Source organism: Bremerella volcania, from assembly GCF_007748115.1.
GTDB lineage: Bacteria > Planctomycetota > Planctomycetia > Pirellulales > Pirellulaceae > Bremerella > Bremerella volcania.
The window spans coordinates 692,401-706,717 of sequence record NZ_CP036289.1; the positions used below are offsets into that span (position 1 = coordinate 692,401).

The following is a 14,317-nucleotide window of genomic DNA, read 5'->3' on the forward strand; positions in this document are numbered from 1 at the left end:
GAATTTTTTCGGGAAAACCAATTGCCGAAAGGACATCAACCAGGGCAATTAGTCTTGGGTTGTTAAGCCTGAAGGAGAGTTTGGTCAGCATTCTCGGGCAGCATCTTGAATAATGCTTCACGAGCCTGATCGTAGGACCGGTAGGTGGCGGGATCGATCAGATAACCGCGCTCTTGGCGAGCCGTATCTTCCGGCAGTTGTCCTGGCGTGACTTGGGCAATGGTGAGGCTTTGATTCACCTCGATGATGGCAAAACGGACCATGTTGGACTCCTTTGTGAGAACAGATGCACAATCAAATCCAAATGCCGAGCGTCCCAATTTCCGCCTAGAACGTTGCGACATCGTCGCTATTTCCTTGCGACGAATACTCCTTATCTCGGTAGTTTCTCAGCTGCCAGAGAAACTGTAAATGGGAAAAATTTCACAATGTCTGATATTCATCGAGACTGAACAAAAGGTGGCTATCTTGTAGTCACCCTCGCGCAAAACGATACGGACTGAGGACATGGTTGGAAAGAAATTGGCCACGTCGCAAAGTGCCTGCATGCGGCTGCCAGCAGAGTCCAGGTGCATAAGTCTGAGCGGACTCTGCGAGAGGTTTTCCGTTAGCGACTTAACCGAGCCCAAGGACTTTCATTTCTGCCCGTCCTTCGTTCATGTCGATTCGTTCAGGTCGACCCTTGTGGCGATAGATGAGCTTGGTGTGGTCGACACCAAGCACACGCATGATGGTTGCATGAAGATCGTGAACGTGTAGCGGATTCTCGACCGCTTTCAGCCCGAGATCATCCGTGGCACCAATGGTGCGACCGCCTGGTATGGCGCCACCGGCCATCCACATGGTGAACCCAGTCGGGTTGTGATCCCGACCATTCCCTTTTTCCGACATGGGAGTACGACCGAACTCCCCCCCCCAGATCACAAGCGTTTCATCCCAGAGACCTCGACGTTTGAGGTCTTTCAGCAAGCCGGCAATAGGCTTGTCGACCTCCTTGCAGAGCTTGCCATGGTTGCCTTCGATATTGGAATGGGCATCCCAGCCGCTTCCAGCTCCGCTGTAGAGTTGAACGAAACGAACTCCATTTTCGACGAGCCGACGAGCCAGCAGGCAGTTGTTGCCGAAAACGTTCGTTTCCTTCTGGTCGATACCGTAAAGCTGCTTGGTCTCTTCTGTTTCGCTGCTCAGGTCGACAATGTCCGGTGCTGCAGACTGCATGCGAAAGGCTAGCTCGTACGACTTGATTCGAGCTTCCAGCTCCGAGTAGTCTTCTCGCTCCGCGGCGTGCTCGCGATCTAACTGACTGAGGAAATCGAGTTTCGCCTTCTGACGTTTGGATGTGATGTGGCTGGGCGGATTCAGGTTCAAGATTGGATCGGCGCCTGACTTGAACTGAACGCCCTGATAGGCGGCCGGCATGAAGCCGCTGCCCCAGTTTCGCGACCCGTTGACCGGTTGGCCTTTGCCGTCGGTCAGTACTACGAAAGCAGGCATGTCCTGGTTTTCCGTTCCCAGGCCATATGTTGCCCAGGCACCCAGGGAAGGGCGACCACCAATGACGTGACCGGTATTCATCTGACAAACGCCGGACGAGTGGTTGATGCCGTCCGATACGCACGATCGAATCACGCACAGGTCATCGGCGCAGGTCGCAATTTCAGGGAACCAGTCCGAAACCCACAAGCCACTTTCTCCGTGCTGCTTCCACTTGCGAGGGCAACGCATCAAGGGAGCATCGTTTTCTCCCATCGCCAGGATCACCTTCCCGAAGCTTTCGGGAAGCTTCTGGCCGGCCAGTTCATTGAGCAGGGGCTTTGGATCGAACAGGTCGATATGGCTCGGGCCACCTTCCATGAACAGGAAGATCACATTCTTCGCCTTGGCGGGAAAGTGGGTCGTCTTCGGAGCCCGGGGATCGGCCGGCGCGGCAGAAGCGGATTGCGCCATAAGGGCGGCCAGAGCCATCGCGCCAAAGCCACCGCCCGACTTGGCCAAAAATTCGCGGCGAGTGGTTGGGACTTCAATATGAGGTTGATTGTTCATGGCGATTCTCCCTCCGGAGTTTCGGTATAAGGCACGAACTAAGCGGGCTAGTCGACGAATTGGAATTCGCCGGAATTCAATAAAACGTGGCAGTAGTCGCTCAACGCAATCAGAATCGGCCCCAGGCCGCGTCGATCAGAGCGTCGCGAAAGTTCCAGTTCTCGCTCTGCATTGGCGGTGTCGGCCAACGGACCGTTGGGATTGGAGCGAACGAATTGCCACATGCCGACCGTATCGTCGGTGACAGGATCATTCGGAGTATTGATCAGGATTTGAGATTCCTCGTTGATTGCATTTCGCGTCAATCGAACGTCATCGATAAGACCGTCCCAATTGTGCGGGCTCTGGGCATCGCGGCCGCCGACACTGAAGCGAAGCGAATCGGAACCACAGTCGCCCACGATGGAATGCTTGACGACAACCGTTTCCAGTTCCGATTCGTCATACGACATGTCGCGTGCGTAGAACGTGGCCGTGCCGGCGTCAAAGTCGACCGAAGCAGCAACATAGTAGGGCTTGTCGGAAGGGATACGAATATTGGACGGAACTACTTCGTACTTCACCTTGCCGCTCTTATCCTTGCCGATCAGTTGCAGGATCAGGTTTCGGGGGCGATACGCTGACTTGTCACTGGTGATTCCAAAGTTCCAGCCAGGCGTCGATTGCGATCCATTCCAATGAGCCGCGATCGTACGAACCGAGGCATCCTTGAATAGGGTTCGATTGAAAACCAACGCTTCGATCGTAAAGTTGTGCGAAGGGAGAGCCTTGGTGTCCGGGAGCGTCAAAAACTGATGAGGCGTTTCATCGCTAATATTGAACGCCGTACTCCAGCGCTGCATCTGAGGTTCATCAAGCAACGCCGTGGAAGGGAGCTTGCCATCTTTAGCCTTGGTGAGGTCGCGGTTGTAGGCGACTTGCTCTTCGATGAATGACACAGCCGCTTCAAGTTCCTCAGGCCGGGGCATTCTACCGAAGCACTCTCGGAAGCTTTCACGAACGATGGCTTCGTAGTCGGTGCCATGCTCGCGGTTGAGTCGCCTCGCCATCGCTTCCGATCGTTTCAGAGTCCAGTCGCCATTGAACATCAACAGCGATTGGGTCGCGGTGGTGGTGGCATTCCGCTGGGTAACACTGGCAAACCCGGTGGGGGAATCGAAGCTTTCCAGCAGTGCGTCCGGAGAATTACGCATCTTCTTGGTGAAGACGGTACGCACGGCACTGTTGCTGGACGATGCTGGGCCTCCGGTCTTGTTTTGAAGTTCGCCACTGACGGCCAGCATCGCGTCGCGAATCTGTTCGGCTTCCAAACGATGGGCAGGGAATCGCCACAGCAACCGATTCTTCGGATCGACCATTTTGGCGACTTCCGGAACTTCAATCAACGAGGACTGACGATAAGTCGCCGATAGCAGGATCTGGCGATGAATTGGTTTGAGTCGCCAGCCGTTCTCGATAAATTGGCTTGTCAGCCAGTCCAACAGCTGAGGGTGCGTGGGGGGTTCGCCCAGGCGACCGAAGTCGCTGGCATTGGAAGAGAGACCCATGCCAAAGTGATATTGCCAAACCCGATTGACGATGACTCGCGGCGAAAGAGGGTTGTCGTCTCGGCAAAGCCACTTGGCGAGCGCGGCACGTCGTCCACTACTTTTCGCGTTAGCAATCGAAGAACGATCAATCTCTGCGTCGCCAGGTTCCAAAATGGTCAAGAAGCCGGGCTTGATCTCGCGTTGCGAACGTTCGTCTGGGATGGTCGTCGCAGCGATCGTCCCTTCAGCATCCCCGGCAATGTCGGCGACGGGAGGTCGCTTGGGCTTGCTACCGACGACATCCTGTAGCTTCTTTTTCAGGTCTTCCCATGTCTGTTGCTTATCCTTGGGAATTCGGCCTTGCAGGCGGTCGTACTCAAACTCGACCTGTTTTTCGACAAGGTAAAAGATTTGGTTTTCGTACGTAGTCCGCTGGTCAGCCGGTTTCCAGTACATTTCCTGGACTTCTTCAGGAAACATCTCGACTGCTTTTCGCCGGGCACTTTCGCGCGGTTTCTTTTCGATCTCGGCAATCTGGTCCAATAGATCCCGATGCTTGGCCTCCCATTTAGCCAACTCGTCCTGATACTTCTTAAGTTCTTCGTCGGTGGCCAATGGGTGTGAATCTTTCCAGACCAACGGCTTGAAGAACGCCTGCAGACGATAGTAGTCATCCCGCAAGATCGGATCGAATTTGTGGTTGTGGCAGTGAGCACAAGCAATGCCCATCCCCAGAAACACATCGCCCACGGTATCGGTCAGTTCATCATTGATGAGGACCTGTTGCCCTTCAGCGTCGCGACTGTTGTACTCGTACACACCGCCGCGCAGAAAGTACGTGGCGACAAGGGCATCCGGATCGTCCGGGGCAACCTCATCCCCAGCTAACTGTTCGGTCATGAACTGCTTGTACGTCTTGTCTTCATTCAGACTCTTGATCACGTAGTCGCGGTAGCGGTACGCCAGCGGCCGATAGGCATCCTGGCGATAACCATCGGAGTCGGCATAGCGAACGACGTCCAGCCAATGGGTCGCCCAGCGTTGTCCATAACGGGGATCGGCCAAGACCTTGTCGACCAGCTCTTCGTATGCCGCAGGGCTCGGGTCGCTGACGAATGTACTCACTTCTTCCGGAGTCGGCGGTACGCCGAGCATGTCGAAATAGAGACGCCGGATCAGGTCTCGCGGCTCGGCTGGCGGTGCCGCGGACAGCTTTTGATCTTTCAATTTGGCGAGAATGAAATTGTCGATCGGGTTGTGGGTGATTGCTTCTGGGGCGACCTGAGGAACGTCAGGCTGTTCGACCGGCTGGAATGCCCACCAGGCACGGTCTTCCTCGGTGAACAGTTCGTCCTCTCGCGTTTCGCCTGGGTGTTCAGGCCAGTAGGCACCATTCTTAATCCATGTCTCGAGGATGGCGATCTGCTCGTCTGGGAGCGGAGCCGAAGGGGGCATCTCGTAGCTTTCGTACTTCACCGCAGCTAGGAGTTCGCTTTCGTCCGGCTTGCCGGGGACCACAATCGGACCGCTGCTGCCACCTTTCATGAAGTGGTTGCGGCGGTCGAGACGCAGGTCTGACTTTTGCTCTTTCGCACCATGACACTCAAAGCAGTGCTGAGCCAATAAAGGGCGAACTTTCGTTTCGAAAAAGATCGCTTGCTTATTGTCATCCGCAGCAATTGCGGGTGAAATCAGTCCCGTCAAAAGCAGCAGTGCCAGTGACGTGAGTGGGCGAAGGGAAATTGGCATAACTTACTCTTCCGTTGAGGTGGGCTCTTCGGGCGAGGCGGAGAAAACAGGCGGGAAGCCCCCGATAAAAACGGGGTCAATTAAGTTCTCGTCGTCCATGGCATCTTGAATGAACAATTCGTGAACTTCGGCACCTTCCGGATAGCCAAGATCCGAAAGATCAATACCGGCGGCGATCACTTTGGCAGGAACCGCATGAGGGACACCACCGTTGTGATTCGATTGGCAAAGTTCGTCCACGCTACGAATGCGTCGGTCGAATCCGTACAAACGAAAGTTGCTTAGTTGATGCGAACCATGATCGACGAGCGAGATGTCGTACTCACGAATGGTATGAGACTTCAGACCAGGCTCGAAGTGGGTAGGGGAAACGTGGAATGGATCGCCGTCTTCCGGATGAACGACCACGTGCAGATCAAAGAAGATGATGTCCGGGCCGGGAGCATTCACGATTGGCTCGTGGAAGCGAACCGCCAGGCCTGGCGTCCGTTTGCCCAGGTCTTCGTTGCTGATATCGGGATCTGAAGTCAACGGGATTTCGCTACCACCTGGGTTCAGGATGCCAGTGCAAAGACAATGATCGCGATCCAAGTATTCTGCGCGGCGACGTGTGTCATCACCGCTCTTGGGATCAATACTAAGAAGAGGAGTCGTCAGATTGTTGATGTTCTTGTTGACCTTAAAGTGAATCAAATCGAAGCCAATGAGTTGGTCGACGTCGTAGGTCACGGTCTTACCACCCCGCTGGGCAGTGACCGCCAACAGCTTGTCAGGCTCGGGATCTCCTTGGGGAGAAACGTCGAACGAGATGATTCGGTCAGGCAGGATCGACTTGTAGGTGCGACCGAACTGCGAGGCATCGCCGGCGGCGACTTCACCCATCGAGTTGATGACGCGTCCTTCCCCCGCTTCGAGAAGAAGGCCTCCATGAATCGGCTTGCTGGCCTGCTCGGCGGTAAATACCTCGGCGGCTCCTTCGATGACTTCAACGTCCGCTTCGCCTGATTCATTGACGCTAATGGAGAACCGCGTTCCTTTATCGACTACTTCGGCCTGAGGAGTCAGGACGCGAAAACCTTCGGCGCCATCGGGAGCGTAGACCGAGCACTGGCCTACTTTCAAAAGCACGCGTTCGGCAGACTGAACCGCAAAAACGGCAGGTGCCTGGACGATCATCTCGGCCCCGGTGCGGCTACGAAGCTGAACGCTTCCTTCGACCAGGGCGTAGTCGTGATCCAGGGCAAGCGTATCCCCGGGAGCGAATGCTTCTGGCTCGCCAAAGAAGCGGCTTCGCGCCAGTTGCATGATCTGCATTTCCGGGTTGGCCTCAGGTCCTGGTTGATCGTCTTCTGGTTTTACTTCTACCGGAGGATCACTCTGGGCGACCGGATTCTGGTTGGCGATCCAATACACCATGGGAAGAGTAATCATTCCGAGTAGCGTTAGCGCCAATAGCGGCCAGTAACCAATCAGGCTAGGCGTACGTGTTGGCTGATTGAGCTGCTTCGCAGGGCGAACTACGGCCTGTGGTAAGCTAAGCGTTTGGCGTCCGGTTTCTTCGGCCGCAAGTTTGGCCAGGCCATACTCCAGGTCCAGGAAAAGGAAGTACTCTTCCCGTGCTTCGGGACTGGCCAAGAGCATTGCTTCCAACTCCGCGTGCTCTTCTGCCGTCAGGCTCTCGTGAACACTGCGATGTGCTAATTCCGCGAGTCGTTTGTTGGGTTCGATTGTCATGCGTCCTCTCCTGTGGCGGCGAGTCGCATCTGGACACAGTGGGCCAGCTTGCGGCGAATGGTTGCCAACTGATTGTAAAGCGTCTGGGCCGAACGACCGGTGGCGGCCGCCAGGTCGGCGACGGTAGTGGCGCCGCCGTATGCTTTCCAGACTAATTGCTGTTGATGATCGGTCAGTTTTTTGACGCACAGGCGGAGTGCGGCCAGGTGATCGGGGACGCTCCCCAAATCCTCGCTTCGCTGCTCTGCTAGAAGGTCTAACAGCGTTTCACTGAATTGCAGGCGGTCTCTCTGAGCCGTTCGCAGGAAATTCTTCACTTCGTAAAAGGCGACGCCGCATGCCCACGACAGAAAGTCTCGCTGCTGATCGAACGTGTCAAACTTCTTCCAAAGCAGCAGACTACAGCGTTGGAAAACGTCGTCGGCGTCCGCGTGATGCGGCAGCAATGAATAAATATAGGCATGCAGCCGGTCGCAGTCTGCCGAGAAATACGCCAGAAAGTCCGCGTATCGCTGATCTTGCGATTCGTCGTCGAGCGGAGAACGTTCTGAAAACTCGTAAGACATATTGCTAAGGCAGGCGTTTTATGGGGGAAGGGTATGAAGCAGCCAATAGCTTCACGGGGCTCTTACCCTCTAATCGTACGCCTAATGGTTAGTTTACTACGGAAATCTCGATGAAACCGATTGAATAAAGGGGCATCCCCGCACCTTAAGGGGCGGCAGTACTGGGAAACCTCGTTAGCGGGTTTCCAGTTGAATCACGAAATCGTTCTCGCCTGGACTCACGTGAAATTTGAGTCCGGACGTTTCATACTTTCGGTATCTGTTGGGGAAATTCGGGACGGCCACCGCGCCGCCGCCATCTCCGGTCGCTGGGCTGAAAAGGATCACTTCGTGGTCTCCTTCCAGGGCTCCGTCACCATCCTGAAAGGTAGTGAGCCGAAAGGAACCGTCCGATTGAATTTGCCCGTGAGCTTTGACGATTTCGCCATCTTCGGACGTCGTGCGAAACTTGATAATACCGCCCCCCGCCGGCGATCCATTGGCAAGCATGACCGTGCCGGTAACAGGATGGGTGGCGACCGGCGTTTCGCAACCAGCAAGGGGCATCAAGACCAGGGCAACCATCCCAATGCAAAGAGCGAGACGAGGTGTTGAGGTTTTCACGGTGTGGCTTGCCTCCGATGCGGGATTGTAAAGAGAAGAGGTTGTCAATCGATTAGAATTCGACGCTAATCACTTCACCGTCATCGCGGCTCGCCAGTCGCCCGAGATTGTCTTCATCGATATTGACCTGGATGGGGCGTACACTTGCATCTCCCATGACAAAATTGGTGATGCCTGGATGAAAGCTGCCAAATACCAGATGTGCAACTCCATCGACGTCATCTCTCATATTGCTGGCCAGCGGGTAGTCTGGGCCGGCTGCTCGCATGGTCGTATAGGCCCAGCCACTAAGAATGGGGCCGTCGTGGCCGGTCGTTTCGTCTTTCAGGTTGTCGATTTGAACATGTCGTTCGCCGATCATGATCGTATTGGTCAGGCCGTCGGTGACCGAAGCGAAGTTCGTCTGACTGCTGTATTTGTCCTTATTGCCCTTGGCCACAATGAGCATGCCCTTTTCCTTGCCCAGTTGGCGAATGATGGAGTTGTCGCCACTTGGGCCGCTGACGGTGGCATAGTCCCAGACGGCACCATTGTCGGCGTTGATGGACTGAACGACTTTCGTCAAATCACCTTCCTGATGGCGACTCGGACAAACGTAACCGGCAACACTGGCTTGTTGGGCAGCCGTCGTTTGATCTTTGTACTTCTTTTTCAGATCGAGTTGATCGAAGAGATTGTTTTGTTCCATGAAGGGCAGCAGCAAGGCGGACCAGCCAAGGTACTCATATTGAATCCGCGAAGGAGGCAGTTCGCCGTAAGTGTCGTGGAAGTTATGGACGGCGAGTCCGACCTGTTTCAAGTTGTTGACGCACTGAGTACGGCGAGCGGATTCGCGCGCTTGCTGAACCGCAGGAAGCAACAAGGCGATCAAAACGCCAATAATTGCAATGACCACCAAGAGTTCGACAAGTGTAAACCCACCCTTGATGACCGTGGGAGATCGAAGAGCCATAGTGCGTTTCCTGAATAGAAAATAGATGGATGAGAAATGAGGGGTGAAGCGAGAGCATTCTCGCAGATCAAGGGTCCCTGACTAAAGCCGCATGCGCTGGCCAACAAGTGCGTGCAGGGACTGTAACTGCATTAGAGAAAAGAGCTTACGGCGAACTTGAGGAGGGTGGGAACATGACGAGGCAACACTCTCCATAACCTAGTCGTACGTCGAATGGAGGCTTTACTATAATTTCTTGGGGAAACGAAGAAAAAAAGATCGCACCTCTCAGGGTAATGTTTCCCATGTGCCCTTAATAGGGCATTCAGCTAGTGTAGCGGGCGATCAGGCATCCTCACTTTTTCAAGACTTTTTGGATGTAAGATCGATATTCCCAGCGGTCTTTCCACTCTGGGAGATACTTCTCGTACCGGGGATCGATCGTCCAGTAGTGAGGTTCGGGGTCAGGCTCGGTCAGCTTACCGGCTGCGTAGTCTTTACCCGCAAAGCTTGCTTCGACGGCGGCGTCCCAGGCCTGGTAGGCCGACTTGAGTTTCGCGAGTTGGTCAGGCTTCGCTTTGGCAAGGTCCTTCTCTTCGTGCGGATCGTCCTTCAGGTTATAAAGCTCAAACTTGTTGTCTTGTTCTCGGTTGGACGTCACCAATTTCCAGTCGTTGTCAACCAAGGCAGCTTGTTTCTGGAATCGGAAGCCAATCGGTTGCTCGCGAGGCCCGATCTCATCCGTAAAAAGCGGCTTTAGACTGACGCCGTCCAGTGGTTTAACGAAGACGTCTTCCGGAAGACCAAGCACGTCCGCAACCGTGGGGAAGAGGTCCATGGTGCATGCTGGATAGCTGCTGATTCGTGGCTGAATCATCGACGGCCATTCGATGATGGCCGGGACGCGGAGCCCCCCTTCGTAGACGTTCCCTTTATTGCCTCGCAATCCACCGACCGTGTCAGGCTCAATTCGCGGTAGCCCACCGTTATCGCTGCAGAAGACAAACAAGGTATCGTCGGCGATCTTCATTTCACGCAGAGCCGAACGCAGCGTACCGATGCTGCGATCCATGGCAACGAGTTCGCCATAGTGGTTTTCGGAGTCGGCTTTGAGATTGCCGAAAGGAATCTTGTCGTCGTCGAGTGCTTTGAAGGGGCTATGAGGCGTACCAAACCATACGACTGCGAACATCGGTTTGTCACCGTCTTTGTGTTTCTCGAGGAATTTGATGGCCTCGGCCATAGCCACTTCCGATGAGTCTCCTTCCATTTGCTCGAATTTGCCTTGTCGGCTCATCAGTGGATCGACGTCAAAGAAGTTCGTGACTGAGACCCACTCATCGAAGCCGAAGTGCCCTGGGCCATAAGTGTCTTCCGCGAGGATTGGCGCACCAGGCCCGCGGAGGCCATTAAGGTGCCACTTGCCGAAGTGCCCGGTGACATACCCGGCATCTTTGAGTGCCTGGGCAAGTGTCTTTTCCTGGTGTCGCAAAGCGTAACCGTGCGTCAGAACGCCGCAACGGACCGGTGAACGACCGGTAAGCACACTCGCCCGGGTAGGCGAGCAAACACAGCAGCCAGCGTAGAACCGTTCCAGTCGAAGGCCATTGGCGGCCATCAGGTCGAGGTTGGGTGTCTTCAAAACGGGATGATTTCGATATCCGGTTTGCCCCCAGCCCATGTCATCCGCCATCACGAAAATGATGTGAGGCCTCTTTTCAGAATCACCCGTCTGCGCGTTGGCAACGGACAAGCCAGACGAAACCAGGAAAGCTACGGCAAGAACTGCGATGCGCATCATGAGGAGCACTCTTCGTCGTTGATAAGTCCAAAAGGAAACTAGCGAACCTGGCCACGGGCCTGGATTGATTTCAGCTTCTGCTTCAATTGTTGCACAAGTTCCGGCTTGCTTCCGTATAGATTCTTCTTCTCAGCCGGATCATTTTTCAAATCATAAAGTTCACCAGGCAGGTCGTCTTCCTTGTAGCCGCGCTCTTCGTCGAACCATTTGGGGATTCGATTGTGTGAGCCAGACCGGGCATCGACCAGAAGCCAGTCGCCGTCACGGATCGCGTAAGCCTTGGCGGCTGTGTTGTGAACGATCGTTTCGCGCGGGCTCGCTTCATTGGATAGCCAGACCGGCAACTGATTGTAGCTGTCGTGCGCGGTATCTTCCGGCAGTTGGTAGTCGACGATCGCGGCGATCGTCCCCATCAAATCGACCTGGCTGATCAGGGCATCGCTGGTACTGCCCGGCTTGATCTTCCCTGGCCACTTCACGACAAAAGGGACATGATGTCCGCCTTCGTAAAGGTCGCGTTTCACGCCTCGAAACGGGGCGGAACTCCAGTGGTTGAAGTTTTTGACTCGCTCGTACGCATAATGTTCCGCGCCGTTGTCGGCCGTGAAAATCACAAGCGTATTGTCTTCCAAGCCATTCTCTTGAAGCGCGCTGAGGATCTTGCCGGCCATCGCATCCGTCATGTGAACGAAGTCACCGAAGGGCCCTGCCTGGGAACTGCCAACGAACTCTTTGGTCGGGACAATCGGTGAATGAGGCGAGTTGAATGGCACGTACAAGAAGAAGGGTTCTTGCTTACCTTTTTGGTGGGCGATCCAGTCGACGGCTTCCTCGGCCAGCCTTGGCACGACCGCCCAGAAGTCCCAATCTTTAACGGCCGGACCAGGTCGCGCACTCCAGCTGCCTTCAGGTGTCTTGGGAGTTTCCGTCAACATGACCGAGGGTTGATCAACGACTCGATCATTCTTGAACCAGGCATAGGGCGGAAAGTTGGGGACGTCGTCGCCGAAATATTCGTCGAAGCCGTGCGAGGTGGGTCCACCCGAGATGGGCTTCGACCAATCGAACGCTTCTGGTTGGATGACCCGGTTGCCGCGATTTGATTTGACATTGGCATCTGGTCGGAGGATTTCATCCCAGTTCCAACCTAAGTGCCACTTGCCGATGCATGCCGTTTTGTATCCCTTTGCCTTCAGGATTTCGGCCAGCGTCAGTTCGTCTTGGTCGATGACTGGTGAACCGAACGCCTGGACAATTCCATGAAACTTTCGCCAGTGATATCGCCCTGTTAGAAGGGCATAGCGACTTGGTGTACAGATACCGGACGAACTGTGCCCGTCTGTCAATCGTAGCCCTTCTTGTGCCAACCGATCTAAGTTTGGCGTGGGAATCTTAGAATCGGGATTGTTGGCACCTAAGTCGCCAAAGCCCATATCATCCGCGTAGAGGATGACAATGTTGGGCAGCTCAGCGGCGTATATCGACCCAGCGAGCCAGATCGAAAAAATCGCAGCAAAAAGAAGTCGCTTCACGTTAGTCTCCCACGTAACGAACCACGACATAGTAGGCTCCCAGTTCACTACCATCGTCCATGACGAACAGGGGAGACAACTGGCGTGAGCCTGACTTGAGCTTGGTCGTAAACGTTACTTCATGAGCATTGGGGGAGACGGGCTTGGACTCCAGGTCTTTCCCGTCAATTCTCAACGTGGCGGATTCGATCGGCAAGGCGACGCCTGGGCGGGCACGCATCGCTTTGCTGGCCCCAGGTACGTCCGTTCCTGGTGGCAAGTCGGTCAGGATCGATTGATCCGCTTCTGCCGGCCAGCGTCGGAGGCTCACTTCGTAGGTGCCGTCACGAATGACTTTTACCGCCCAGTGCCCCTTGTGCTTGACGTTTTGCTTCTTCGCGTTGTAGCCGTCGCCATTGCGGATGTGACCTTGGTTCCATGGAGGATAAGCGTCCTGGATCCAATCGTGCGCGGTCAACGATGCCTCAGGAGCGGCAGGATGTCCGATGTAGATTTCAGTAGGCTCTGCAAAGGTTGGTTCAAGCTCCGCCCACCACTTGTCGTAGAAAGCGGTCATCTTGGCGACTACGTCCGGGTGGTCCTTGGCGACGTTATTCTTCTGGCCTGGATCTTTCTGGATGTCGTAAAGCTCCTTGCCGTTGATCAGTCGCCACTGCTGCGACATGACGGCCGTTTGCTTCCACTTGCGTGGGTCTCGGACTCGCTGCGAATCGGTTACCAGGTAGCGGTCTTCCCAGTCGACAGTCGCCGCGGGATCGAGAAGAGCACGAATCGACTTTCCATCGAACTTATAGTTCTCAGGGGCCGATCCACCGGTCAGTTCGAGTAGCGTGGGGGCGATATCGACCGCGTGGGTCAGGCGATCACTCACGTGCTTCTTGTTCATTCCAGCCGCCGGCCAGTAGCACATGAACGGCACACGATGGCCGCCGTCGTACTCGCTCCCTTTTTTGCCTCGCATGCCAGCGTTGAAAACGGATCCACCCGTCGCGGTTCCGTTGTCGGTCGTGAAAATGAAGATGGTGTTGTCGGCGATGCCGAGGTTGTCGAGTAGCTTTCGTGTTTTGCCGACGTTATCGTCGACGTTGGTGATCATTCCAAAAAATGCAGCGATCCCCGCCTTTTGATCGGCATACATATCCATGTAGTTCTGAGGACAGTGCAGCGGACCGTGGGGGGCATTGGTAGAAATGTAGGCAAAGAACGGTTTGTTCGCCTTGGCGCTGTCGCGAATGAACTGATTGGCTTGGCGGAAGAACACATCGGTACAAAAACCCTTGGCCGGAGCAATCTTGCCGTTGTGGAAGTATTGGCCGTCAAAGTAGGCGTTGTCCCAAAGGTCAGGCGTCTGACCGACGCCCCCTCCGCCGTGACGATAAACTTCGTCGTAGCCGCGGTCTTCGGGGCGATAAGGATAGTTATCTCCAAGATGCCATTTGCCGAACATGCCGGTGACGTAGCCGTTGTCTTTCATGAGCTGTCCAAGCGTCGTCTCTTCAGCGCGAAGCATCGAACGTCCCATGATGGTGTGCCAGGCACCAGCCCGGTCGGTCCAGTGACCCGATTGAAGCGCGGCACGCGTCGGTGAACAAGTCGGGGCGACATGATAATTCGATAGCTGAGACGACTCGGAAGCAAGCTGGTCGATGTTAGGAGTCTTGATGACCGGATTGCCATGGCAGGCCAAGTCGCCATAGCCTTGGTCATCGGTGATCACAAGGACGACATTAGGCTTGGCTGCTGACAGGCTGGTACAACTGAATGCCGCGATGAATGCGGCCAGGAATAGCTGTTTCATAATGGAAAACCCTAGGGTGAAATCGATGGGT

The 14,317-nt window shown here is 55.0% G+C and carries 10 protein-coding genes; all 10 read right to left on the minus strand.

Annotation, left to right across the window (positions count from 1 at the left end):
* Positions 1-62 precede the first annotated feature (62 nt).
* Positions 63-263, minus strand: a complete 201-nt coding sequence (locus Pan97_RS02845) for a hypothetical protein (RefSeq protein WP_144970578.1) — start codon at positions 261-263, stop codon at positions 63-65.
* Between the two features lie 352 nt (positions 264-615).
* Positions 616-2,043, minus strand: coding sequence for a DUF1501 domain-containing protein (locus tag Pan97_RS02850; protein ID WP_144970580.1), 1,428 nt, complete (start codon positions 2,041-2,043; stop codon positions 616-618).
* Positions 2,044-2,090: 47 nt separating this feature from the next.
* Entirely contained in the window at positions 2,091-5,321 is a 3,231-nt protein-coding gene (locus tag Pan97_RS02855) for a DUF1553 domain-containing protein (protein WP_144970582.1), read from the minus strand.
* Between the two features lie 3 nt (positions 5,322-5,324).
* Positions 5,325-7,055, minus strand: a complete 1,731-nt coding sequence (locus tag Pan97_RS02860) for a FecR domain-containing protein (RefSeq protein WP_144970584.1) — start codon at positions 7,053-7,055, stop codon at positions 5,325-5,327.
* The gene (locus Pan97_RS02865) at positions 7,052-7,621 is read right to left on the minus strand and encodes a sigma-70 family RNA polymerase sigma factor (protein WP_144970586.1); all 570 of its coding nucleotides are present in this window, start codon (positions 7,619-7,621) and stop codon (positions 7,052-7,054) included. The genes Pan97_RS02860 and Pan97_RS02865 overlap by 4 nt, the downstream gene beginning before the upstream one ends.
* A gap of 174 nt (positions 7,622-7,795) precedes the next feature.
* Positions 7,796-8,224: a hypothetical protein gene (locus Pan97_RS02870; RefSeq protein ID WP_144970587.1), complete on the minus strand. Its 429-nt coding sequence runs from the start codon at positions 8,222-8,224 to the stop codon at positions 7,796-7,798.
* A gap of 52 nt (positions 8,225-8,276) precedes the next feature.
* Entirely contained in the window at positions 8,277-9,176 is a 900-nt protein-coding gene (locus Pan97_RS02875) for a DUF1559 family PulG-like putative transporter (protein ID WP_144970589.1), read from the minus strand.
* 334 nt (positions 9,177-9,510) lie between these two features.
* Positions 9,511-10,956, minus strand: a complete 1,446-nt coding sequence (locus Pan97_RS02880; RefSeq protein ID WP_196782265.1) for a sulfatase family protein — start codon at positions 10,954-10,956, stop codon at positions 9,511-9,513.
* 38 nt (positions 10,957-10,994) lie between these two features.
* Positions 10,995-12,488, minus strand: a complete 1,494-nt coding sequence (locus Pan97_RS02885; RefSeq protein WP_315861155.1) for a sulfatase-like hydrolase/transferase — start codon at positions 12,486-12,488, stop codon at positions 10,995-10,997.
* 1 nt (position 12,489) lies between these two features.
* On the minus strand, positions 12,490-14,286 hold the full coding sequence (locus tag Pan97_RS02890) for an arylsulfatase (RefSeq protein ID WP_144970593.1): 1,797 nt from the start codon (positions 14,284-14,286) through the stop codon (positions 12,490-12,492).
* Positions 14,287-14,317 lie beyond the last annotated feature (31 nt).

Coding starts and splice junctions, on each gene's coding strand:
- Pan97_RS02845 (WP_144970578.1), bottom strand. CDS start 263: ATGGTCCGTTTTGCCATCATCGAGGTGAATCAAAGCCTCACCATTGCC.
- Pan97_RS02850 (WP_144970580.1), bottom strand. CDS start 2,043: ATGAACAATCAACCTCATATTGAAGTCCCAACCACTCGCCGCGAATTT.
- Pan97_RS02855 (WP_144970582.1), bottom strand. CDS start 5,321: ATGCCAATTTCCCTTCGCCCACTCACGTCACTGGCACTGCTGCTTTTG.
- Pan97_RS02860 (WP_144970584.1), bottom strand. CDS start 7,055: ATGACAATCGAACCCAACAAACGACTCGCGGAATTAGCACATCGCAGT.
- Pan97_RS02865 (WP_144970586.1), bottom strand. CDS start 7,621: ATGTCTTACGAGTTTTCAGAACGTTCTCCGCTCGACGACGAATCGCAA.
- Pan97_RS02875 (WP_144970589.1), bottom strand. CDS start 9,176: ATGGCTCTTCGATCTCCCACGGTCATCAAGGGTGGGTTTACACTTGTC.
- Pan97_RS02880 (WP_196782265.1), bottom strand. CDS start 10,956: ATGATGCGCATCGCAGTTCTTGCCGTAGCTTTCCTGGTTTCGTCTGGC.
- Pan97_RS02890 (WP_144970593.1), bottom strand. CDS start 14,286: ATGAAACAGCTATTCCTGGCCGCATTCATCGCGGCATTCAGTTGTACC.